At 33.3% G+C, this 20,315-nt stretch carries 23 protein-coding genes and 4 pseudogenes; 22 read left to right on the top strand and 5 right to left on the bottom strand.

Translation table 11 applies throughout. From position 1 onward, the window contains the following. Positions 1-164: 164 nt before the first annotated feature. From E5Z56_RS00110 to E5Z56_RS00070, 9 genes are all read left to right on the top strand, one after another. Entirely contained in the window at positions 165-1,034 is an 870-nt protein-coding gene (locus E5Z56_RS00110; RefSeq protein WP_138155972.1) for a DUF5685 family protein, read from the top strand. After that, complete coding sequence (locus tag E5Z56_RS00105; protein ID WP_138155971.1) at positions 1,015-1,629, top strand: J domain-containing protein; 615 nt, start codon at positions 1,015-1,017, stop codon at positions 1,627-1,629. The genes E5Z56_RS00110 and E5Z56_RS00105 overlap by 20 nt, the downstream gene beginning before the upstream one ends. Next, positions 1,629-2,162 (top strand): hypothetical protein, encoded by a 534-nt coding sequence (locus E5Z56_RS00100; protein WP_022505657.1) that lies wholly within the window; start codon positions 1,629-1,631, stop codon positions 2,160-2,162. Before E5Z56_RS00105 ends, E5Z56_RS00100 begins: the two co-directional genes overlap by 1 nt. Positions 2,163-2,175: 13 nt before the next feature. After that, positions 2,176-3,018 (top strand): SH3 domain-containing protein, encoded by an 843-nt coding sequence (locus E5Z56_RS00095; RefSeq protein WP_138155970.1) that lies wholly within the window; start codon positions 2,176-2,178, stop codon positions 3,016-3,018. Continuing rightward, positions 2,991-4,301, top strand: coding sequence for a glycoside hydrolase family protein (locus E5Z56_RS00090; RefSeq protein WP_138155969.1), 1,311 nt, complete (start codon positions 2,991-2,993; stop codon positions 4,299-4,301). The genes E5Z56_RS00095 and E5Z56_RS00090 overlap by 28 nt, the downstream gene beginning before the upstream one ends. Before the next feature lie 14 nt (positions 4,302-4,315). After that, a complete protein-coding gene (gene proC, locus E5Z56_RS00085; protein ID WP_138155968.1) occupies positions 4,316-5,119 on the top strand; it encodes a pyrroline-5-carboxylate reductase in 804 nt (267 codons plus the stop codon). 332 nt (positions 5,120-5,451) lie between these two features. Continuing rightward, entirely contained in the window at positions 5,452-5,826 is a 375-nt protein-coding gene (locus E5Z56_RS00080) for a hypothetical protein (protein WP_138155967.1), read from the top strand. A 21-nt stretch (positions 5,827-5,847) separates the two neighbouring features. Then, entirely contained in the window at positions 5,848-6,789 is a 942-nt protein-coding gene (locus tag E5Z56_RS00075; protein WP_138155966.1) for a hypothetical protein, read from the top strand. Then, a complete protein-coding gene (locus E5Z56_RS00070) occupies positions 6,782-7,423 on the top strand; it encodes a hypothetical protein (protein WP_138155965.1) in 642 nt (213 codons plus the stop codon). The genes E5Z56_RS00075 and E5Z56_RS00070 overlap by 8 nt, the downstream gene beginning before the upstream one ends. A 392-nt stretch (positions 7,424-7,815) precedes the next feature. Here E5Z56_RS00070 and E5Z56_RS11590 read toward each other — a convergent pair whose 3' ends face one another. The 3 genes and pseudogenes from E5Z56_RS11590 to E5Z56_RS00060 all read right to left on the bottom strand — a co-directional run bounded on the left by E5Z56_RS11590 (position 7,816) and on the right by E5Z56_RS00060 (position 9,627). Continuing rightward, positions 7,816-7,977: a hypothetical protein gene (locus E5Z56_RS11590; protein WP_175405312.1), complete on the bottom strand. Its 162-nt coding sequence runs from the start codon at positions 7,975-7,977 to the stop codon at positions 7,816-7,818. A gap of 94 nt (positions 7,978-8,071) precedes the next feature. Continuing rightward, the gene (locus E5Z56_RS00065; protein ID WP_232842457.1) at positions 8,072-8,377 is read right to left on the bottom strand and encodes a hypothetical protein; all 306 of its coding nucleotides are present in this window, start codon (positions 8,375-8,377) and stop codon (positions 8,072-8,074) included. Between the two features lie 12 nt (positions 8,378-8,389). Then, positions 8,390-9,627: pseudogene (locus tag E5Z56_RS00060) on the bottom strand (Y-family DNA polymerase). A 139-nt stretch (positions 9,628-9,766) separates the two neighbouring features. Here E5Z56_RS00060 and E5Z56_RS12055 point away from each other — a divergent pair. Together E5Z56_RS12055 and E5Z56_RS00055 are read left to right on the top strand one after the other, a co-directional pair. Continuing rightward, positions 9,767-10,072, top strand: a complete 306-nt coding sequence (locus E5Z56_RS12055; RefSeq protein ID WP_332870314.1) for a hypothetical protein — start codon at positions 9,767-9,769, stop codon at positions 10,070-10,072. Next, entirely contained in the window at positions 10,051-11,085 is a 1,035-nt protein-coding gene (locus E5Z56_RS00055) for an MATE family efflux transporter (protein ID WP_332870343.1), read from the top strand. The genes E5Z56_RS12055 and E5Z56_RS00055 overlap by 22 nt, the downstream gene beginning before the upstream one ends. Before the next feature lie 110 nt (positions 11,086-11,195). Here the strand turns inward: E5Z56_RS00055 and E5Z56_RS00050 are convergent, their stop codons facing one another. Continuing rightward, positions 11,196-12,908: a phospho-sugar mutase gene (locus tag E5Z56_RS00050; RefSeq protein ID WP_138155964.1), complete on the bottom strand. Its 1,713-nt coding sequence runs from the start codon at positions 12,906-12,908 to the stop codon at positions 11,196-11,198. A 212-nt stretch (positions 12,909-13,120) separates the two neighbouring features. Between E5Z56_RS00050 and E5Z56_RS00045 the strand changes: the two genes are divergently transcribed. Continuing rightward, positions 13,121-14,221, top strand: a complete 1,101-nt coding sequence (locus tag E5Z56_RS00045; RefSeq protein ID WP_138155963.1) for a hypothetical protein — start codon at positions 13,121-13,123, stop codon at positions 14,219-14,221. 178 nt (positions 14,222-14,399) lie between these two features. Here the strand turns inward: E5Z56_RS00045 and E5Z56_RS00040 are convergent. Beyond that, a pseudogene (locus E5Z56_RS00040) lies at positions 14,400-15,133 on the bottom strand (YebC/PmpR family DNA-binding transcriptional regulator). A 262-nt stretch (positions 15,134-15,395) separates the two neighbouring features. Here E5Z56_RS00040 and E5Z56_RS12050 point away from each other — a divergent pair. The 10 genes and pseudogenes from E5Z56_RS12050 to E5Z56_RS11790 all read left to right on the top strand — a co-directional run. Beyond that, the gene (locus E5Z56_RS12050) at positions 15,396-15,863 is read left to right on the top strand and encodes a YicC/YloC family endoribonuclease (protein WP_332870313.1); all 468 of its coding nucleotides are present in this window, start codon (positions 15,396-15,398) and stop codon (positions 15,861-15,863) included. Continuing rightward, positions 15,853-16,269 (top strand): DUF1732 domain-containing protein, encoded by a 417-nt coding sequence (locus E5Z56_RS12045; RefSeq protein WP_332870312.1) that lies wholly within the window; start codon positions 15,853-15,855, stop codon positions 16,267-16,269. The genes E5Z56_RS12050 and E5Z56_RS12045 overlap by 11 nt, the downstream gene beginning before the upstream one ends. Before the next feature lie 9 nt (positions 16,270-16,278). Further along, entirely contained in the window at positions 16,279-16,524 is a 246-nt protein-coding gene (locus E5Z56_RS00030) for a DUF370 domain-containing protein (protein ID WP_138155962.1), read from the top strand. Further along, on the top strand, positions 16,517-17,092 hold the full coding sequence (gene gmk, locus E5Z56_RS00025; protein ID WP_138155961.1) for a guanylate kinase: 576 nt from the start codon (positions 16,517-16,519) through the stop codon (positions 17,090-17,092). Before E5Z56_RS00030 ends, gmk begins: the two co-directional genes overlap by 8 nt. 14 nt (positions 17,093-17,106) lie before the next feature. Continuing rightward, complete coding sequence (gene rpoZ / locus E5Z56_RS00020; protein ID WP_022506103.1) at positions 17,107-17,310, top strand: DNA-directed RNA polymerase subunit omega; 204 nt, start codon at positions 17,107-17,109, stop codon at positions 17,308-17,310. Further along, positions 17,300-17,626 (top strand): primosomal protein N' family DNA-binding protein, encoded by a 327-nt coding sequence (locus tag E5Z56_RS11805; RefSeq protein WP_232842456.1) that lies wholly within the window; start codon positions 17,300-17,302, stop codon positions 17,624-17,626. Before rpoZ ends, E5Z56_RS11805 begins: the two co-directional genes overlap by 11 nt. A 242-nt stretch (positions 17,627-17,868) precedes the next feature. After that, complete coding sequence (gene priA / locus E5Z56_RS11800) at positions 17,869-19,260, top strand: replication restart helicase PriA (protein ID WP_232842455.1); 1,392 nt, start codon at positions 17,869-17,871, stop codon at positions 19,258-19,260. 197 nt (positions 19,261-19,457) lie between these two features. Further along, positions 19,458-19,742 (top strand): hypothetical protein, encoded by a 285-nt coding sequence (locus E5Z56_RS11795; RefSeq protein WP_232842454.1) that lies wholly within the window; start codon positions 19,458-19,460, stop codon positions 19,740-19,742. A gap of 2 nt (positions 19,743-19,744) precedes the next feature. Next, positions 19,745-20,207: pseudogene (def, locus tag E5Z56_RS00010) on the top strand (peptide deformylase). Further along, positions 20,207-20,299, top strand: a pseudogene (locus E5Z56_RS11790) (methionyl-tRNA formyltransferase); the annotation flags it as partial. The pseudogenes def and E5Z56_RS11790, both read left to right, overlap by 1 nt. Positions 20,300-20,315: the final 16 nt, after the last annotated feature.

Genomic DNA, 20,315 nt, shown 5'->3' with positions numbered 1-20,315 from the left:
TCTTTATGAACATAAATTAACAATAAGTATATATTAAATGAAATAAAAGTTACTTTTTAGTAACAAACTACCATATTATCGTAACCTTTTGTAATATAACTATTGTAAGATGTCAAAAGATGTGATATAATAAACTAGATAAATTGTATGTTGAGGTGGACAGTATGTTTGGTTATGTTACTATATATAAAGACGAACTGCTTGTCCGAGAGTTTAATGAGTACAAGTCTATTTATTGTGGACTGTGTAGAACACTTGGCAAGGAATATAGCAAATTGTCAAGGTTTATACTATCCTACGATTGTACTTTTTATGCTTTGCTTTTGCTTTCACTTAACGGTGAATGTCCCGGTTACGAAAAGAAAATGTGCAGATGTAACCCACTAAAGAAATGTACTTATATAAAGAATGGTGAAGATGCACTTTCAAAAGCATCGGCACTTTCTGTTGTAAGTGTGTACTTTAAGATAGTGGATAACATTTCAGACTCAAAGGGTATTAAGAAATTAGCATACAAATTTCTGAAACCTATTGCAAAGAAATGGGCAAATAAAGCAAAAGAAAAATATCCTTACATATATAATGCAGTTGAAACAATGTCTAAAGAACAATTTAAAGTTGAATCAATGGACAATGCTCAGCTGGATATGTCAGCAGACCCTACTGCTAAAATGTTAAAGTCTGTTTTGTCTTACGGAGAACAAGACAAATCACGAAAATTAATTTTAGAAACAATGGGATATAACTTAGGTAGATGGATTTACCTTATGGATGCTGCTGATGATTTAGAAGAAGATAGAGAGAAAAATAATTATAATCCATTTTTATTAATGAATTATAACGGTGAACAAAATTTCAAAAACTACATTTCTCAGATTTTGAACCAGTCTTTAGCACAAGCATATAATGCCTTTGAATTACTTGATATTACATTATATAAAGGTATTATTGATAATATTTTGCTTAAAGGACTAGCTCAAAAGCAGAGAGCAGTTTTATTTTCGGAGGAAAAGAATGGTAACAAATCCGTATAAAATTTTGGATATTCCAGAAACAGCATCTGATGAAGAAGTAAAGACAGCATACAGAAAACTTGCAAAAAAGTATCATCCTGATAAGTATGTTGATTCTCCTTTAAAAGATGTTGCAGATGAAAAAATGAAAGAAATAAACGAAGCATATGATATGATTATGGATATGAGAAAAAATAAAAATTCTCAGAACCAATCATCATATGGTTCAAGTACCGGTTATGGTGGTGCATCTGATCCAATCTTCCAGAGAGTTCGTCAGCTAATTATGGCAAACAGTCTTGATGAAGCTGACAGAATGTTGGATTCAATGGCAGATTCTCAGAAGATTGCTGAGTGGTACTTCCTAAAGGGTATGATTGCTTCCAAGAAAGGTTGGGGAGAACAAGCCTTTCAGTATATCCAAAGGGCAGTACAAATGAATCCGGGTAATCCTGAATATACAGCAGCTTATCAGAACATAATGCGTGCAAGACAGTACGGTGCAGGTGGTGCATATAATCAGCCTAATCAACAGTATGGCTGTAGTTGTTGCGATATGTGTGCCGGTATGATGTGTGCAGATATGTGTTGTAACTGTTGTGGTGGTGGATGCTAATGAAACAAACTCAGGCCTTTAAAATTGCCATTGGTGGTGTAATTTCTGCAGTATCTTTAGCACTTATGATGTTTACAGGAATTTTTCCTTTTGGCACATATGCCTTTCCGGTTCTATCAGGAATTTTTCTAATTTCAATTTTCCTAGAATTTGGTTTTGGCTGGTCAATGCTTGTTTATGCAGTAATCTCCATAATGTCAATTTTGTTTGTTTCCGATAAAGAGGCAGCACTGTTCTTTACTTTGTTTTTTGGTTATTATCCTGTAGTGAAAAGCTATATAGAAAGACTAAAAAGTAAAGTGGTTCAGTATATCATAAAATTTGCAATTTTCAATGCTGCTTGTGTATCTGTTTATTTCTTAATGCTTTTTGTTTTTTCATTACCAAAGGATGCATTTGAAGTTTTTGGAGTTAACATTCCTTTAATTTTCCTATTGGCAGGTAATTTGATTTTTATACTTTATGACTTTGCAATTAAGGTAGCAGTTGCTCAGTACATAGATAAGTATAGAAAAATATTTTTTAAACAATGAGTGGGTGATTTCAATGGATAATTCGTTTTCAGCTAGAAAAGCTATTAGTGTTTTTCTGGCTATGATAATCGTAATTTCAACCTTTTTTGTTATGCCTATAACTTCTTCAGCTTATAGCAACAAGTATAAAGTTACTGCAAACGGTAATTTTAATATGAGAAAGTCAGCTAGTTCCAAAGGTGAAGTTGTTAAGACAATAAAAAAGGGACAAGCACTTTACATTCAAAAGAATAGTAGTGGTAGCTGGGTTTATTGTAAAGACAGCTCAGGAAAAGCAGGTTATGTTCCGGTAAAGCATATTAACAAAACTAAGGACTCATCCGTTTATATGACTTGTAAAACTACCGATAATGTAAATTTAAGAAAAGGTGCAGGTACTTCCTACGGAGTAATTACTGTTGTTCCAAGTGGCACAACAATGAATATGTCCGATAACGGTAATTCCTCATGGTCAAAGGTAAGTTACAACGGCTCAACAGGTTACCTTTCTAAATCTTACATAAGCATTTATTTCAAAACTACAAAAACATCACCAACACCTCCATCTACAGGTGGTGTAACAAAAGGTCCTCTTACTTTAAAGAGTACATCAGCCTCTGTATATAAAGGCAGTTACTACGGTATTCAGTATAGCAATACTTCAAGTTCAAAGGTAAAGTGGACTTCAAGTAACTCTAAAGTTGCAACAGTTGATGATGAAGGCATTTTGTATGGTAAGGCTAATGGCTCAACAACAGTTAAAGCCAGTGTTGGTGCAAATTCTTTGTCTTGTAGTGTAAATGTTCGTACAAAGAATAATAGTGTGAATATTTCAAATAAAACTATAATATCACTAAAGGTAAATCAGTTTATTTAACTTCTTCTTCATCCGGTGCAAGTTGGTCTAGTTCAGATAATTCAGTAGCTACTGTTACAAATTATGGTTTGGTAACAACTAAGAAAGCCGGTAAAGCTGTTGTTTACTGCAAAACCTCTTATGGTTGGGCAAGTTGTTTGCTTGATGTTAAGGGTGCAGAAGCTGTAAAGTTTACATATGCAAATCCTAACTCAGCACCAAAGAACAGTACAGTAACATTTGTTGCTATTACAGATAAAAGCAGAAGTGCAGTTAAATTTGATATTACAATCGGTAGCAAAAAATATACTGTAAAAGCAACAGAAAAATCCGAAAGTGGTAACAACTACATTTGGAAAGGCAAGAAAAAGTTAACAGAGTCCGGTAAGTACAAGGTAGTTGCCTACTCACAACACAACGGTACTTGGTCAAAAAGTGTTGGTAGTTATGGTAAAGCTTTTGTAACTAAGGTTACCAGCAATACAGAAACTTCTTGTGAAGAGAGACACGCAAGTAACAGCGTTATTAACTTTATTTCTAACTATGAAGGTCTACTTTCAAATGCTATGTTTGACCCATTAACAAGTTTTCCTTGCTTAACTGTTGGTTATGGTAGAGTTATTTATTCAGGTGATTCATTCTACAACGGAATGACCAAGAGTGAAGCTATGGCTTACTTAGTTGATTCTGTAGAAACTGATGGTTATGTTACTAAGGTAAATAATTTCCTACTTGGCAACAGAATAAAGTTTAATCAAAGACAATTTGATGCTTTAGTTACACTTGTATATAACTGTGGTACAGGTATTTTATCCAACGATAGTGATATTATTAATATGTTTGTTAATCATTCATATCCAAGTTCTAATTCCAACCCAACTAAGGTGAAAACATCTGCAAAAGTTTCTATGAAAAAGTCTGCATCTGACAGTGCAGCTAATGTAAAAACTATTTCCAAAGGTGCTACACTTAAACTTGCCAGTGCTTCAATATACAGTAAAAAATATTATAAGGTAATTGACAGTAAGGGTGCAGTTGGTTATATTAACTACAAGTATCTAAATGTAACTTCTTACAACAAGAAAGGTACTCGTGACCTAAAGAATGTGTTTATCAAGGACTTTATCAGCAATATTTTCTGTTACCATCATGCAGGTGGCAGTTGTTATGCAGGACTATTGTATAGAAGAATTGATGAATGTGAAATGTACTATTACGGTGACTATACCCGTGATGGTGAAAAGAATAAAAACAACTTCTATTATCGTTGTGTATATCATAACCCAAGCTTTGGTTGTGGCTAAAAGGAGAGAGAATAATGGATAAAAAAATAGGTTTTATTGGTGCAGGTAATATGGCAACTGCCATTATTAACGGACTACTAAAGAATAAGGTGGTTGCACCGGAAAACATTAATGTTTTTGATGTTAACGAAAATCAGCTTAAGCTAATGGCTGAAAAAGGTGTTACTACTTGTGATGCTTCTACTAAGGTAGTTACTGATAGCAATATTATTGTTTTAGCAGTTAAACCTCAGAATTACGAAGAAGTGCTTAGTGGTGTTAAAGACTCAGTAAGTGAAGAAAAGATTTTTGTTTCTATTGCAGCAGGTATCTCAATTTCTTATGTACAGAAAGCTCTAGAATGTAATTGTCCTATGGTTAGAGTTATGCCAAATACACCGTTACTACTTGGTAAAGGTGCAACTGCTCTTTGTCCATCAGATAATATCAGTGAAGAGGACTTTTCTGTAGTAAAGGATATGTTTGGTCTTAATGGTGCAGTAGAAGTGTTTACTGAGGACCATATGAATGAAATTATTGCAGTAAACGGCAGTAGTCCGGCATATATTTACCTATTTGCAAAGGCAATGGCTGACTATGCTAAGGAGTGTAACATTCCTTATGAAAGTGCGTTGAACCTTATTGTTGCTACCCTAGAAGGCAGTGCAGCTATGATTAAGGATAGTGGTGACTCTCTTGATACTCTTATTAAGAAAGTATCTTCACCGGGTGGTACTACTCTTGCAGCACTAAAAACTTTAGAAGACTACAAATTCTATGATGGTATCAAAGAAGCTATGAAGTCTTGTACAAATCGAGCAGAAGAGCTTGGTAAATAATCATAAATAAATAAATCCTTTCATATATATTCTTACATAAGGACAACTTATGGAGGTATATATGAAAGGAATAGTTTTAAAATTAAATCACCAAAAAATTTTCACAACAGAAAAATAACATAACCTACTTTATAAAAAGATACGGTATCTTTACTATGTTTCTTATTTCAATTTTAGTAGGTTTTATTCTGGGTATATATTTTGGGGTAAATACCGATTTAGAATTTAAAAAGTCCTTTGACTTTTTATTTCCAACTGATTTTACAAGTAGAGCAAGTCTTGATTATTTGGGTGTGTTTAGTTGTAATTTTGCCCCTATATTTATATTTTTTGTGGCAATATTCTTACTTGGATTTTGTCCATGGGGTAATGGACTTACACCACTTGTTACTATGTTTAAAGGTTTTGGTATGGGTCTATCCTTAACTACCTTATGTTCAATCAATGGTCTAAAGGGTTTTGGATTTTTCCTACTTGCTATGATACCAGGTTTTTTTGTTTCTTCTGCTTCACTTGCTTTACAAGGTGAAAAGACCTTTCATCTTTCAGCAAATGTTTTTAAGGTGATTATCAAGAAAGAGAATATTTCTCTTGAATTAAGAGAATTTGTTGAAGATTCAGCCACTTGTCTTTTTATAGCAATGGTTGGTTCTGTGGTGGATTCGGTACTGTTTTTGTTACTGTATTTTCACTTCTTTAACATATAAAATTTAGGATAAGGAATTATAATGGCGACAGAAAGAAAAAAATTTACTTTTGAAAATCTAGTTTCTATTTATTTTAGAAAAATACATAAAATCATTTTTACAAATTTACTTTTTGCTTTACCATTTGGTATTGTTGTTTTTTTGCTACACCTTATAGGTAACAACTTTGGTTCAGTACTTAACATTGTTATTACAACACTTGTTATACCTATTTGTTATCCACTATATGCAGGTGTAACTAAGGTAACAAGAAACCTTGGTCGTGTTGAAGATGTGGATGTTTTTGCAACTTTTATTAGTGGCATAACTGAAAACTATAAGCAGTTTCTAATTCATAGCATAATACTTTACTTTGTGTTTACTATAGGAATTTTCTCATTTTCCTTTTATGCAGGAATGGCAAAAGTACTTGGTGGTATGATGTATGTTATGCTTGTTGCAGTAATATTAATTGCTTTGTGGGTACTTTTTATGTATCTATATATTCCGTTAATGACAGTAACTTTTGAATTATCCGAAAAGGATATTCTAAAGAATAGTGCATTAATGGCTATCGGTGAACTAAAAGTTAACTTTGCTGCACTTTTCTCTTTAGCAATTCTAACTGCTATTTGTGCAACACCACTTATATTCTGTATGGGTAATGGTGTAGCAGTTTTAGTGGTTTCTGCTATTATGTTACTGCTAATTTATCCGGCATCATTTTCTCTTGTATCAAACTTTTTTATTCAAGAAAATATGATGATGATGATTACTGGCAAAGCTGATTTAATTCATGATAGAAAAAGTACAGAAGAAAAGTTAGCTCAACTCCGTAATGAGTCTAAAGAAGACTTTAGTGATGTTGATGTAGAGAAAGTTAAGAAAAGTAAAGAGGACTTTATTTTCCATAATGGTAAAATGATTAAAAGAGATGTTCTATTAAAAATGATAGAAGAGAAAGAGAGTGAAAAGAATGAGTGACAATAAAAGACCTTATGATGATGAACAGGTCAATATTAATGACCTTAATGATGATTTAGATAAAACAAAGGTTTTTAATCTTAACAGTAAAAGTGATAACCAAAATACAGGTGAGTATGTTTCAAAACATTCACTAAGCAATGATGATTATGGTGATGACTTTTCCGGTGATAATTGGGATAGTGAAGAAATCAGTAGCTATTCTCAAGCAGATAAAGCTAACTATAAAGATGATTATGATATGGGTCAGGTTGATGATGAACCAAAACCTATTGTTTCTCGTACAGATACATATGGTTCACCTAAGAAGAAAAATAACAACAAAAAGCCTCTTATTATCGGCTTGATTGTAGCAGCAGTTGTACTTATTATTGTTGCAGTTGTTATAGTTCTCAATAGCTGTGGCAAAAATAAAAGTGATAACACTACTACTTCAACTACTACTTCTTCTACAACTACTATGACTACAACTTCTGAAGATACTTACACATCTGAAGAAAATACTACAGAATATACAACTGAACCTACAACAGAAGAAACTACAGAACCTACTACCGAGGAAGAAACAACAGAGCCTACTACTACAGAGGCAGAACCAACAACTGCTCCTAATTCCGATACCGTAGTGGTGTAACTGCTTCGTTTGCACCATATAAGTGTATTACTCCTGATGGTGATGTTATTTCTGATGATTTTTCTAAGGAACTAAAGGGTGATGTTTCTTTATCACTAAATAGTAACGGTACTTACACTTTAAAGGTTGGTAATGTAGCTAACGAAAGTGGTAATTACGAAATTGACGGTAATTCAATTACTTTAGGTTCATATGACGGCAATATTTACTTTGACAATGCCGGTAATCCGGTAGGTGTTACAGTTTATGTTGATGATTATACAGTATCATTTAACTAAATAAATATTTATAAAAACTAAGGTGCAGTAATTTTTACTGCACCTTTTCTATACCTAATAAATCAATTAATTTAATATTAATTTAGGGAATTTCTTAAACAATATTGTTATTTTCTACTTTTTTAAATCCCAAACAACATCACCTTTACTATGTTTTTTTAATCTTTCTAACGCAATTTGTCTACCGTTAAAATCTTTAGTCTCCTTTTTAAAAAGCTCAACTTTATCAGGTGAAACTTCAAATGACCCTCTTATTGGTACTGCAAGTACTGACATAATTGTTTCCTCCTTTTAGTTACCATTTTTTAATATTATATCCACACCTAAAAACAATATAATTCTATATGATTTATTGTGTTTAGTCAATTAGTTACTGAGTTTTCAATATAATTTGATTGATGCTATTTTGGCTTAACAACATAGTTATTAATTCCAAATATAGTGTAAAATTATTTTCAACAAACCATCTGTTACTTTCTAAATATAAATACCTTGTGTGATTCATAATTTGACAGGTGTATCTAACACCAACACCACCACTTTTTAAGGAACTTGCAAAACGAATATCGGTGATTTTGTCAATTTTATATTTTCTGCCATCATCCCAGTTTATCACCAAAGGCAACAAACTTCCATCTTCATCAAATTTTGCCGTAACGCTAACATATTCTTTCATAAAATTTCTCCATTAAAAAAATCCTACTGGGTGAATAATATGGTCATCTTTTGGATTTAATAAAGTAAGGTTTTTGTCTTTCATCAAAAAGGCAGGTCGTACTGCATAGTTGCCAAATCTGTTTTTTAGTGAATCAAGTGTCTTGTCTAACTTTTCATCTCTAATATCCTTGTTGTTGTCCTCAAAGAAAGATAGCTGAAATGGTGAGTTGTCACCAATAAGCCCACTAACAGATACACCGATTGACCGTATAGGTTTTCTAAAGTTATAGTTGTTTCTAAATAATTCCAAAGCCTTGTCACGAATATCACCGGTACAACTGCTGAAATTCTTTAGCTGACCTTGCCTAGTGAAAGAGAAAAGGTCTTTATCTCTAATAGATATAGTGACAGTTTTACACCTAAAGCCTAATTCTCTCATTCTTCTTCCAACACTATCACTTAGTATTTGTACAATCATTTTTACATCAGAATAATTTTCTAAATCTCTGGGTGTGGTTGTAGAGTTACCGATAGATTTTACATCAGGCCTTTCATCAAATTGTGCAACAGGGGAGGAGTCAAGACCATTTGCAAAGGTGTGTAGAACTTCACCCATTTTGCCTAAGTTACTGTTAAGTATCTCAACGGGACAATTTGCAATATCTCCAATGGTGTATATACCAATAGTGTGTAAATGCTTTTTAGTTGCCCTACCAACATAAAGTAAGTCCTCACAAGGAAGAGGCCATACCTTGTTTTTGTATCCGTCATAACCGTCAATATCAATCTTAGTTATAGCATCAGGCTTCTTGTAATCACTGCCTAATTTTGCAAAAATTTTGTTAAAGCTAACGCCGATACTAACAGTAATTCCAAGTTCATATTTAATTCTTTCGTTAATTTCTTTTGCAATTTCATAACCACTTCTATTGCAACCGGTAACATCAAGCCATGCCTCATCTAAACCAAAGGACTCAACTCTATCGGTATATTCGGCATACATAGCCTTAGTTAATTTTGAGAATTTCATATATTGGTCAAAGTGTGGTTCAATAACAACAAGTTCCGGACATTTATTTTTTGCTTGCCATATGGCATCTCCTGTTTTTACAAAGTACTTTTTAGCAAGTTCATTTTAGCTAAAATAATACCATGCCTATTCTCAGCATCACCTGCAACGGCAAGTGGCTTATCTCTGTATTCCGGATGTAGTAAAGACTCTACACTGGCATAAAAACCATTGCAGTCACTGTGTAATATTGTTCTCATTTTGCTGTTCCTTTCCTTTGTTCTATATAATTATAGAACATTTGTTCTATAAAGTCAATACCATAAATGGGACAGTAAATTTATGTTGATATTATTTTTTTATTATGTTACAATCAGTAATTATGGAATGGGGGATTATATGACTATAACAAAAAGTAATAATCAAAGTATTACCAAGAAATTTGTAAGATATGTTTCTCAAAATGTTTTGGGAATGATAGGTATGTCACTATATATTCTTGCAGATACTTTTTTTATTTCAGATGCAGTGGGTACTAATGGTATCACAGCTTTGAACATTGTATTGCCGATATATAGCTTTATTTTCGCAATAGGTGCAATGATTGGTGTTGGCTCAGCAATACGATTTTCTATTAATAAAATAAAGGTTCAAAAAGCAAAACCAATTACTTTTTTAACGCACTGTTTTGGGGAACAGCTATAGGTCTTATATTTTCATTTATAGGTTTATTTTTCCCGGGACAAGTTGTTTCTATTATGGGTGGTGACAGTACCATTGTAGAAGTGGGTAGAGGCTACACAATGATATTTATGTCATTTGCACCATTCTTTATTTGGAATCATATCTTCAATGCATTTGTTCTAAATGACGGGTCACCCTCAATTGCAATGTCAGCAACATTGTTCAGTAGTTTGTTTAATATTGTATTTGACTATGTGTTAATGTTTCCACTAAATATGGGTATGGAAGGTGCTGCTTTAGCAACTGCATTGTCACCAATTGTAGGTGTAATGATTTGTTTTATTCATATTTTCTCAAAGAAAAATACAACATCATTAAAGCCACAAAAACCATCATTTAAGAAACTTATTTATTCTTGTCAGGTTGGTGTATCCTCATTTGTAGGACAAATTTCATCAGGTGTTATTACAATAGTATTTAACTTCCTGATTTTAGGTTTAACAGGTAACACAGGTGTTGCAGCTTACGGCATTGTAGCAAATGTTTCTCTTGTGGGAATTTCAGTATTTAACGGTGTGTCACAAGGTAGTCAGCCTTTATTTAGCGAACATTACGGTAAAGGTGATAAAGATGGTATCAAAATTTTAAGAAGACTAAGTATCATAACTTCATTGTTATTTTCAGCAATAATGATTTTACTTATCTTTGTGTTTACTGATTTTATTGTTGGTGTGTTTAATAGTGAAAATAACTTATTACTTGAAAAGTATGCAGTAGTAGGCTTAAGATTATATTCAATAGGATTTATCTTTGCAGGTTTAAATGTAATAGGTTCAGGTATATTCAGTGCAACAAATTTCCCTAAGTGGGCTTTTGCAACATCAATAGCAAGAGGTTTTGTGTTGATTATACTTTCAGCAGTTGTTATGTCAATTTTATTTGGTATGACCGGTGTGTGGTTAGCTTTTGCAGTGGCAGAGCTATTAACACTAATAATTACTTCAATAGGTTTAACCAAGATAACAAAATTCTAAAATTTCATATTTATAATAAATTAAGGTGGCTTTTATTAGCCACCTTTTTATATGCAAAAAAATTGGCTATGCAGAAATTCCACATAGCCATAATTTTATGATTTATTAAATTAGTTTAGACCTAACTGAGCTTTAACATCATCAGCAATCTTGTTACCGATTTCAACTGATTCTTCTTCTGTCTTACCGATAGAAGTAATGTAAAGCTTAATCTTTGGTTCAGTACCACTAGGTCTTACAATAACTGCATTACCACCTAAGCAGAAGTGAAGTACATTTGACTTTGGTAGGTCAATAGCAGTGATTTCACCTGTAGCAACATCTTTTTCTTCACTCTTTAGGTAATCGTAAATTGTCTTAACAGTTTCACCATTAACAGTCTTTAGTGGGTTTTCACGAAGATTATCCATAATTTCTTTCATCTTCTTCATACCACTTGCACCGTCAAATTCAAATGAAAGTGTTGTGTTTCTGTAATAGCCGTATTCTTTGTAAATTTCATCAATTACATTAGCAAGAGTCTTGCCTTGCTTTCTGTAATAAGCAGCCATTTCACAGATTAGCATTGAAGCAACAACAGCATCCTTATCTCTTACATAAGTACCTGCAAGGTAACCGTAGCTTTCTTCAAAACCAAATACAAATCTTTCTTTTTCATTCTTTTCTTCAAGTCTTAGGATAACTTCACCAATATACTTGAAGCCTGTTAGAACTTTCTTTAGTTCACAGTTGTACTTCTTACAGATTTCATCAATTAGTAGAGAAGTAACAATTGTTCTTACAACGATAGGATTTTCAGGTAATGTGCCTTTTTCTTTTCTAACACTTAGTAGGTAGTTAGTTAGCATAATACCTGTTTCGTTACCTGTAATTAGTCTGTATGTGCCATTATCAGGAACTGCAATACCAACTCTGTCAGCATCAGGGTCAGTAGCTAGTAGTAGGTCAGGTTTAACCTTTTCACACATATCAAGACCTAACTGTAGTGCTTCCTTGATTTCAGGGTTAGGGTAAGGACAAGTTGTAAAGTTACCGTCAGGCATTTCCTGTTCAGGAACAACTGTTACATCATTAATACCGATTTCCTTTAGAACTCTTCTAACCAGCTTGTTACCTGTACCGTTAAGTGGTGTGTAAACAACCTTTAGACCTGAGTCAGCACATAGACCTTCATTTACCTGCTGCTGTTTAACATTAGCAAGGTATTCTGTATATACATCATCATTAACATATTCAATAAGACCTTCTTCAACTGCCTTGTCAAAGTCCATAGTCTTAACACCTGTGAACATATCAATCTTCTGAATTTCATCATAAACTGCACCGGCAGCATTGTCTGTCATCTGACAACCGTCACTACCATATGCTTTATAACCATTGTATTTTGCAGGGTTATGAGAAGCAGTTACCATAATACCTGCTTTACAACCAAAATGTCTTACTAGGAAAGAAAGAACAGGTGTTGGCTGTAGTTCACTTGTGATATATGCTTTAATGCCGTTAGCAGCAAGAACCTTAGCAGCTTCATTCATAAATAGGTCAGCTTTAATTCTGCTATCATGGCTAATTGCAACAGCACCGCCACCGATATTATTTACATAGTTTGCAAGACCCTGAGTAGCCTGACGAACAACATAAATGTTCATTCTGTTAGTACCTGCACCGATAACCCCTCTAAGACCGGCAGTACCAAATTCTAGGTTCTTGTAGAATCTTTCGTAAATCTCATTTTCATTGCCTTTAATTGCAGCTAATTCTTCAATTAAATCTTTATCTTCCTTGGCGTTTTCGCACCATACATTATATAAAGTGTTAGAATCCATCTCAAGTTTCTCCTTTATGAGTTGCTTTTTCTTTAAGGAATATATTTCCTTGCTTAAAAATATACCACAAAATCAACCTTCTATCAATAAGTTTTTTGAATTTTTATTAAATTGTTATAACTTTATCAATATATATAAAAATAAAAATGTTGATTTATTGAGAATAATATTGTATAGTAGTATATAGCGAAATTTTTGAAAGGAATATTCTAATGGATAATAACGAAAACAATATTAACAATGAAAACCTAGTTGAGGAAAATACCTCTGCTAATGAAACTAACGGTGTAGACGAAAACGGTGGTTATGTATCACAGTTTGGTGAACTGACAAATGCAGATGGTGAACCACTACAAACTACTGTACAGGTAGAAGAACCAAAGAAGAAGTTCTTCCTATTTAAGTACATTCACCCAAGTATCTTTATTGCAATTTGTGTATTCTTAGTAGCACTTATTGCTTTTGGTGTTTATTGGATTTTTGGTTCAAAGACAATCACAGGTACATGGATGAGAGAAGTAGAGAACAACAGTTCAGCATCATCAACTGCTGATGAAGTTGAGAAGATTGCAGTATATTATACTTTTGAAAAGGCAGATTCAAACGGTAAGGGTACTTACTACATGAATGTTCAGGGTGAACAGTCTAAGGGTGAATATAAGCTATCAACTAGTGGTGATAAGAAAAAGATTACTATCGGTAATTCAGAACTTACATACGAAGTAACAGGTGTTAAGCTTTTTGGTAATGCAACACTTAAGTTAACTCAGGATGCTTATACAGACCAGACAACAGGTCAAAAGGTTGAGTCTCAGACAATTGAAATGAACCAAGACAAAAATCCCGGTTATGATGAAATGTCTATGAAGGACTACAAGACTGATAAGGACCTTATCGGTAAGTGGAATACAGAATACAAGATTTCTTATTACTATGGTATGTATCAGCTAGATTGTGACATTGAAATCAAGGATAACGGTATTATGACTGTTCATGCAAGTAACAGTGATATTGGTATGGACTCAACATACTACTATGCTTATTCTGCTGAAAATGGTAAGTTAACATTTAAGGGTGTTACTGATAAAGATAAGAATAAGGCAACTCTTGAATATAAACTAAAGGATGGTATCCTAACTATTGTTGATAAGGATAACAAGACAATGTTTAGTGAATCAATCCTAGGTTCTGCTCAGTTCTATAAAGACGGTGAAAAGAAGCCTGAAGGCATCACAACAGTTACAACAACAACTGCACCATCAACAGAAGCTGCTACACAGGCTACAACTCAAACAACAACAAAAGCTAAATAAGATTATTTAAAGCTAAAGCCACAACTTTGATAGTTGTGGCTTTTATCTTTATGATATTATAATTATTTTATAACTACTAATAATTATTCATACTTTTAAAATTAAAGGACAAAAAGAAAAGGACGGTTAAATAAATAACCGTCCTAAATTATTGAAATAGATGTAATTTAAAAATTGATTAGTCCATTTCCCAGTTATGCCAAACATTCTGAATGTCATCATTTTCTTCAAACATATCCAGCATTTTCTGCATCTTAGCCTTAGTTTCTTCATCTTCAATCTTTGTGTATGTTGATGGTACTTCTTCAACTTCGGCAGATACAAATTCATAACCCTTAGCAGCAAGGTCATCACGAATAGCAGAGAAGTCATCAGGCTCTGTGTAAATTGTGAAGATGTCTTCATCAGCCTCAAAGTCAGAAGCACCTGCTTCAAGAGCTTCTTCCATTACAGTGTCTTCATCTTTGTCAAAGTCTTCTCTTTCAACAACAAGAACACCTTTCTTTGAGAACATAAAACCAACACAACCCGGTGTACCCATATTGCCACCAAACTTATCAAAGTAGTGACGAACTTCACCTGCAGTTCTGTTTCTGTTATCTGTAAGAGCTTCAACAATTACAGCAATACCTGATGGGCCGTAACCCTCATATGTAACAGATTCATAGTTGTCACCTTCATTAGAAGATGCAGCCTTTTTAATAATTCTTTCAATGTTGTCATTAGGAACATTAGCAGCCTTAGCCTTAGCAATACAATCACGAAGTTTTGAGTTTACATTAGGGTCAGCAGAACCACCGTCACGAATAGCAACAATAAGTTCTCTACCAATCTTTGTAAATACCTTTGCTCTGGCAGCATCATTTTTGCCTTTTTCTGCTTAATGGTACTCCATTTATTATGTCCTGACATTTATATCATCCCTTATATTAAAATTTGCCTTAAAATTATATCACAAATATAGGGAAAATGCAAATAAAATGAGAATATATTTATTTGATTTTCTACTATGAAAAATACCTAAAATATATATTACAATTTAGTTACAAAAGTGCGTTATACTCTTGAATGTTTGATATAATAGGTATTAAATACAATATAGGGTACTATGCAAATACGAAATGCCCATATATGTATAAAATGAATTTTTTAATTAATATACGAGGTTATAATAATGGTTCGTTCAATGACAGGCTTCGGAAGACACGAAGCAACTGTTGACGGCAGAGATATTGTAGTAGAAATCAAGAGTGTAAACCACCGTTACTATGAATTTAATTGCCGTACAACAAGAGGCTATAACTTTCTTGAAGAAAAGTTAAAGTCTTATATTAAAGAAAAGGTTAGCAGAGGTAAGATTGATGTTTATGTTTCTTTAAGCCAAAAGGAAGATACAGAGTCAATTGTAAAGATTAACCCAAGTTTAGCACAAGGTTATATTAATGCACTAAAGAAACTTTCAACAGACTATGGTGTAACAGACGATATTTCTGTTTCTACTGTTGCTCAGTACAACGATATTTTCCAAGTACACAGAGCACCTGAAGATGAGGAAGAAGTTTGGAATGCAGTTAAGGAAGTTCTTGATGTAGCACTTGATAACTTTATCAAAATGAGTAGAAGGAGAGAAGATGAAGGCTGACATTATGTCAAGAGCCGAAACTATCCTTTCTATTGTTTCTAAGATTGAAGAAAAGTCACCTGAAAGAGTAAAGGATTATGAATCCAGACTAAAAGAAAGAATTGAAGAACTTTTAGGTAGTGCCGATTTTGATGAACAGAGAATTTTAACAGAAGTTGCAATTTTTGCAGATAAGGTTGCAGTTGATGAAGAAACTGTTCGTCTAAGAAGTCACTTTGATCAGCTAAAATTACTTATGAATAGCGATAGTGAAATCGGTAGAAAGATTGACTTTATTATTCAAGAAATGAATAGAGAAGCCAATACTATCGGTAGTAAAGCTAACGACAGCATACTATCTCATATGGTAGTTGATATTAAAGCTGAAATTGAAAAGATTAGAGAGCAAATTCAAAACATTGAATAAAGGTGCTTTATGAAACTTATTAATATTGGATTTGGTAATTTAGTTAATTCAAAGATCATATCTGTAGTCAGTCCTGATTCTGCTCCTATAAAAAGAATTGTTCAGGATAGTAAACAGAAAAGTATGCTTATTGATGCTACTTATGGTAGAAGATGTAAAGCAGTTATTATTACAGACAGTGACCATGTTGTACTTTCTGCTATTTCTCCTGAAACAATAGGTAACAGATTGGAGGGTGAACAAAGCGATGAATAACAAAGGGCTACTTATTATTTATTCCGGTTTTTCCGGAGTAGGTAAGGGAACAATTATGAAGGAAATGCTAAAGAAAGAAGATAATTTCCGACTATCTGTTTCTGCTACTACAAGAGCTCCAAGACCGGGAGAAGTAAACGGTAGAGAATATTACTTCATTTCTAAAGAAGAATTTGAAGAAATGATTAAGAATGATGAGTTCTTTGAATATGCTCAGTATTCTGATAATTACTACGGAACACCTAAGAAACCTGTTGAAGAAATGCTGGAAAAAGGTCTTGATGTATTTCTTGAAATCGAAGTTCAAGGTGGACTTCAAATGATGGATAAGCGACCTGATGCACTTAGTATCTTTATTGTGCCACCATCATTAGAAGAACTTGAATCTCGACTTCGTGGCAGAAATACCGAAACCGAAGAGGTTATCGAGAAGCGTCTTTCAGCAGTAGAATTTGAAAAGCAGTTTGTTCCAAAATATGATGTTAAGGTTGTTAATGACAAGGTTGAAGATGCAGTAAACCAAGTTATTGATATAGTAAAAAAGAAAGAAAAAATAATTAATTTATAAAAGGAGATATAATTATGCGTTTAGCTTCAGTAGATGATATGTTATCAGGTAAGGAAAGTCGTTATGCACTAGTAATCGGTGTAGCAAAGAGAGCAAGAGAAATTGCACAGGAATTTGAAGAACAGGGTATAATTACTGACGAAAAGCCGGTTCTTCTTGCTATCGAAGATTTTAAGAATCACAAGTACAACCTACTTGAACCAGAAGATGAAGAATGATGAATTCCTCATTGCAGGAATTGCAGTAGATAATACTACTTACAGTTTTGACAGACTCTTTAGCTATAAAGTACCGGTTCATTTGTCTAATGTAAAAGTTGGGCAGAGAGTCCTTGTACCTTTTGGCAGAGGAGATAGATTTCGTCAAGGAATGATTTTGTCTTTGTCTTATGGTAAAGAAGAAAATCTAAAAGAAATTTCATCATTATTAGATGATAAGCCTATCTTTACCGATGAAATGATAGATACAGTAAATTTTATCCATGATAGATATTTCTGTACTTATTATGACTCTGTAAAGGTGATGCTACGGTAGGAATTAACTATAATATTTCTACATTTTATACAGCAGTAAAGGTTAATGATAATGTACTAAATTCTCTAACTGACTATGAAAGAGAAATTTATGATTATCTTTTATCAGAGAAAAAGCCTGTAAAAAAAAACAATCTTAAATGTATTTTCTAAAGGAGAAAATTCCCTTAATAAACTTTACCGTCAAGGTGTAGTAAATAGAGAGATGATGCCTTTAGAAAAACTAAAGATGCGACTGTAAAGATGGTTTCACTTTGTGATGATGTTGATATTAATGATTATAAGTTAACACCAAAGCAACAGAAAGTTGCAGAATTGCTAACTGTTGTGGATAAGGCTTCTGTAAAGGAAGTTTGTTACTATACAGGCTACACTCAGTCAGTAACCGACTCTTTGGTTAAGAAAAAGATTGCAAAGTACTTTACTGATGAAGTTATGAGAATACCTTATACTGTTTCAAATGTAAAGAAAGATGAAGTGGTGTTAAGCCCCTCACAACAATCTGCTTTTGATAATTTATACAGTAAATATTGTGAAGACAAAGCCTCAGTTTCTTTACTTTATGGTGTTACCGGTAGTGGCAAAACCTCAGTATTTATGAAGTTAATTGAAAAGTGCTTTAATGATAATAAGGGTACAATATTAATGGTACCTGAAATTGCTTTAACACCTCAGTTAATCAAAATATTTACTTCAAGGTTTGGTGATAATGTTGCAGTATTCCATAGTGGTTTATCAATAGGTGAAAGACTTGATGAATATAAAAGAGTCAGCAGAGGAGATGCAAAAATTGTCCTAGGTACAAGAAGTGCAGTTTTTGCCCCACTAAAAAATATCGGTTTAATTGTTATGGATGAGGAACAAGAAAGTTCCTATAAATCCGAACAAACACCAAGATATAACGCAAGAGATATTGCAAAGTTTAGGTGCTATAAGCACAATGCTTTGTTACTTCTTTCTTCAGCAACTCCAAGTGTAGAAAGTTTCTATATGGCTGAAAAAATTTATAATCTTGTGAAATTAACAGAAAGATACGGTAAAGCAACATTGCCACAAGTTTCTGTTGTTGATATGAATGAAGAACAAATGAAAGGTAATTTTAGTAACTATTCAAGTACACTAAAAGAGCTTCTTTCAAGTAACTTAATTCATAAAAAACAGTCTATTATTCTTCTTAACAGAAGAGGATACAATACATTTTTAAGTTGTAGAAGTTGTGGTCAAGTTGTAACTTGTCCTAATTGTTCAATTTCTATGACATACCATAGTGCAAACAATAGAATGATGTGTCACTATTGTGGCCATTCAGTTCCTTATACCGATGAGTGTCCTGACTGTCATCAGCATACACTAAAGTTTAGTGGTGCAGGTACTCAAAAGGCAGAACAAGAGCTTGTTGATATGTTCCCAAGTGCCAGAGTGTTAAGGATGGATGCTGATGCCACAATGACAAAAAGCAGTTACGAAACAAAACTTACTGCTTTTGCAAATGGTGAATATGATATTCTTATCGGTACACAAATGGTAGCTAAAGGTCTTGACTTTCCAAATGTAACATTGGTAGGTGTTATCAATGCCGACCAAATGCTTTATTCTGATGACTATAGAAGTTACGAAGAGCATTTTCTCTATTAACTCAAGTAGTTGGTAGATCCGGCAGAGGTGACTCAAAGGGTGTTGCAGTTATCCAAACTTCAACACCGGAAAATTATGTTATAGGTCTATCGGCAAAGCAAGACTATGATACATTTTATAAAGGTGAAATAGGAGTAAGAAAAGCTCTGCTTTATCCTCCTTTTTCCGACATTTGTCTTATAGGTTATCAAGGTATAATGGAAGGTGCAACAATAAAGTGTGCAAACGCCTTTCAAAATGCCTTAATCAACAAAATCAAAGCTAATTATAGCAGTATGCCTTTAAGGGTGCTTGGACCAAGCCAAGCCTATGTTTATAAGGTAAATAATAAATATAGATACAAGACTATAATTAAGTGTAAAAATTCAAAGGATTTCCGTAGTGTTATTAAGGAAACATTACTTGAATTTTCTAAGAATAAGGAATTTAAAAATATAGGTATAACAGTAGATATAAATCCACTGTCTTTTAATGGTGAATGAGTATGGCTATTAGAAATATTGTAAAAGATGGAGACGAAATTCTTCATAAGAAATGTAGAAATGTAGAAGTTCGACGATAAGTTAGCAACACTTCTTGATGATATGGCTGAAACAATGCACAAAGCTGACGGTGTAGGTCTTGCAGGTCCACAGGTTGGTATGCTAAGAAGAGTTGTTGTTATTGATATTGGTGAGGGTGTAATTGAACTTGTTAACCCTGAAATTATTGAAACTAGTGGTGAACAAGAAACTGCTGAAGGTTGTCTTTCTTTCCCGGGAGAATACGGCATTACTAAGCGTCCAATGTATGTAAAAGTAAAGGCTCAAGACCGTAACGGTAATTTCTTTGAAATGGAAGGTGAAGAACTTCTTGCAAAGGCTTTCTGTCACGAAATTGACCATCTAAACGGTATTGTGTTTAAGGATATTGTTGTTAGAATGTTAGACCCAGAGGAGTTAGGCTAATGAATGTTGTTTTTATGGGTACTCCGGACTTTGCAGTTCCTTCATTAGAAAATATTGCAAAGGTTCATAATGTACAAGCTGTCTTTACTCAGCGTAGGTAGAAAATGA

The organism is Ruminococcus bovis (assembly GCF_005601135.1).
In the GTDB taxonomy this organism is placed as follows: domain Bacteria; phylum Bacillota; class Clostridia; order Oscillospirales; family Acutalibacteraceae; genus Ruminococcoides; species Ruminococcoides bovis.
The sequence above is the reverse complement of the archived record's forward strand: the minus strand, read 5'-3'. Positions and strand labels throughout refer to the sequence as shown.

What these genes read in the sequence shown, in the direction of transcription:
- E5Z56_RS12050 (WP_332870313.1), top strand. Translation starts at nt 15,396, where the DNA reads ATGGTTCGTTCAATGACAGGCTTCGGAAGACACGAAGCAACTGTTGAC.
- E5Z56_RS00065 (WP_232842457.1), bottom strand. Translation starts at nt 8,377, where the DNA reads ATGAAAGAATATGTTAGCGTTACGGCAAAATTTGATGAAGATGGAAGT.
- priA (WP_232842455.1), top strand. Translation starts at nt 17,869, where the DNA reads ATGGTTTCACTTTGTGATGATGTTGATATTAATGATTATAAGTTAACA.
- E5Z56_RS11795 (WP_232842454.1), top strand. Translation starts at nt 19,458, where the DNA reads ATGGAAGGTGCAACAATAAAGTGTGCAAACGCCTTTCAAAATGCCTTA.
- E5Z56_RS00075 (WP_138155966.1), top strand. Translation starts at nt 5,848, where the DNA reads ATGGCGACAGAAAGAAAAAAATTTACTTTTGAAAATCTAGTTTCTATT.
- E5Z56_RS12045 (WP_332870312.1), top strand. Translation starts at nt 15,853, where the DNA reads ATGAAGGCTGACATTATGTCAAGAGCCGAAACTATCCTTTCTATTGTT.
- E5Z56_RS00105 (WP_138155971.1), top strand. Translation starts at nt 1,015, where the DNA reads ATGGTAACAAATCCGTATAAAATTTTGGATATTCCAGAAACAGCATCT.
- E5Z56_RS00095 (WP_138155970.1), top strand. Translation starts at nt 2,176, where the DNA reads ATGGATAATTCGTTTTCAGCTAGAAAAGCTATTAGTGTTTTTCTGGCT.
- E5Z56_RS11590 (WP_175405312.1), bottom strand. Translation starts at nt 7,977, where the DNA reads ATGTCAGTACTTGCAGTACCAATAAGAGGGTCATTTGAAGTTTCACCT.
- E5Z56_RS00030 (WP_138155962.1), top strand. Translation starts at nt 16,279, where the DNA reads ATGAAACTTATTAATATTGGATTTGGTAATTTAGTTAATTCAAAGATC.
- E5Z56_RS00070 (WP_138155965.1), top strand. Translation starts at nt 6,782, where the DNA reads ATGAGTGACAATAAAAGACCTTATGATGATGAACAGGTCAATATTAAT.
- rpoZ (WP_022506103.1), top strand. Translation starts at nt 17,107, where the DNA reads ATGCGTTTAGCTTCAGTAGATGATATGTTATCAGGTAAGGAAAGTCGT.
- E5Z56_RS11805 (WP_232842456.1), top strand. Translation starts at nt 17,300, where the DNA reads ATGAAGAATGATGAATTCCTCATTGCAGGAATTGCAGTAGATAATACT.
- E5Z56_RS00050 (WP_138155964.1), bottom strand. Translation starts at nt 12,908, where the DNA reads ATGGATTCTAACACTTTATATAATGTATGGTGCGAAAACGCCAAGGAA.
- E5Z56_RS00110 (WP_138155972.1), top strand. Translation starts at nt 165, where the DNA reads ATGTTTGGTTATGTTACTATATATAAAGACGAACTGCTTGTCCGAGAG.
- proC (WP_138155968.1), top strand. Translation starts at nt 4,316, where the DNA reads ATGGATAAAAAAATAGGTTTTATTGGTGCAGGTAATATGGCAACTGCC.
- E5Z56_RS00045 (WP_138155963.1), top strand. Translation starts at nt 13,121, where the DNA reads ATGGATAATAACGAAAACAATATTAACAATGAAAACCTAGTTGAGGAA.
- E5Z56_RS12055 (WP_332870314.1), top strand. Translation starts at nt 9,767, where the DNA reads ATGACTATAACAAAAAGTAATAATCAAAGTATTACCAAGAAATTTGTA.
- gmk (WP_138155961.1), top strand. Translation starts at nt 16,517, where the DNA reads ATGAATAACAAAGGGCTACTTATTATTTATTCCGGTTTTTCCGGAGTA.
- E5Z56_RS00100 (WP_022505657.1), top strand. Translation starts at nt 1,629, where the DNA reads ATGAAACAAACTCAGGCCTTTAAAATTGCCATTGGTGGTGTAATTTCT.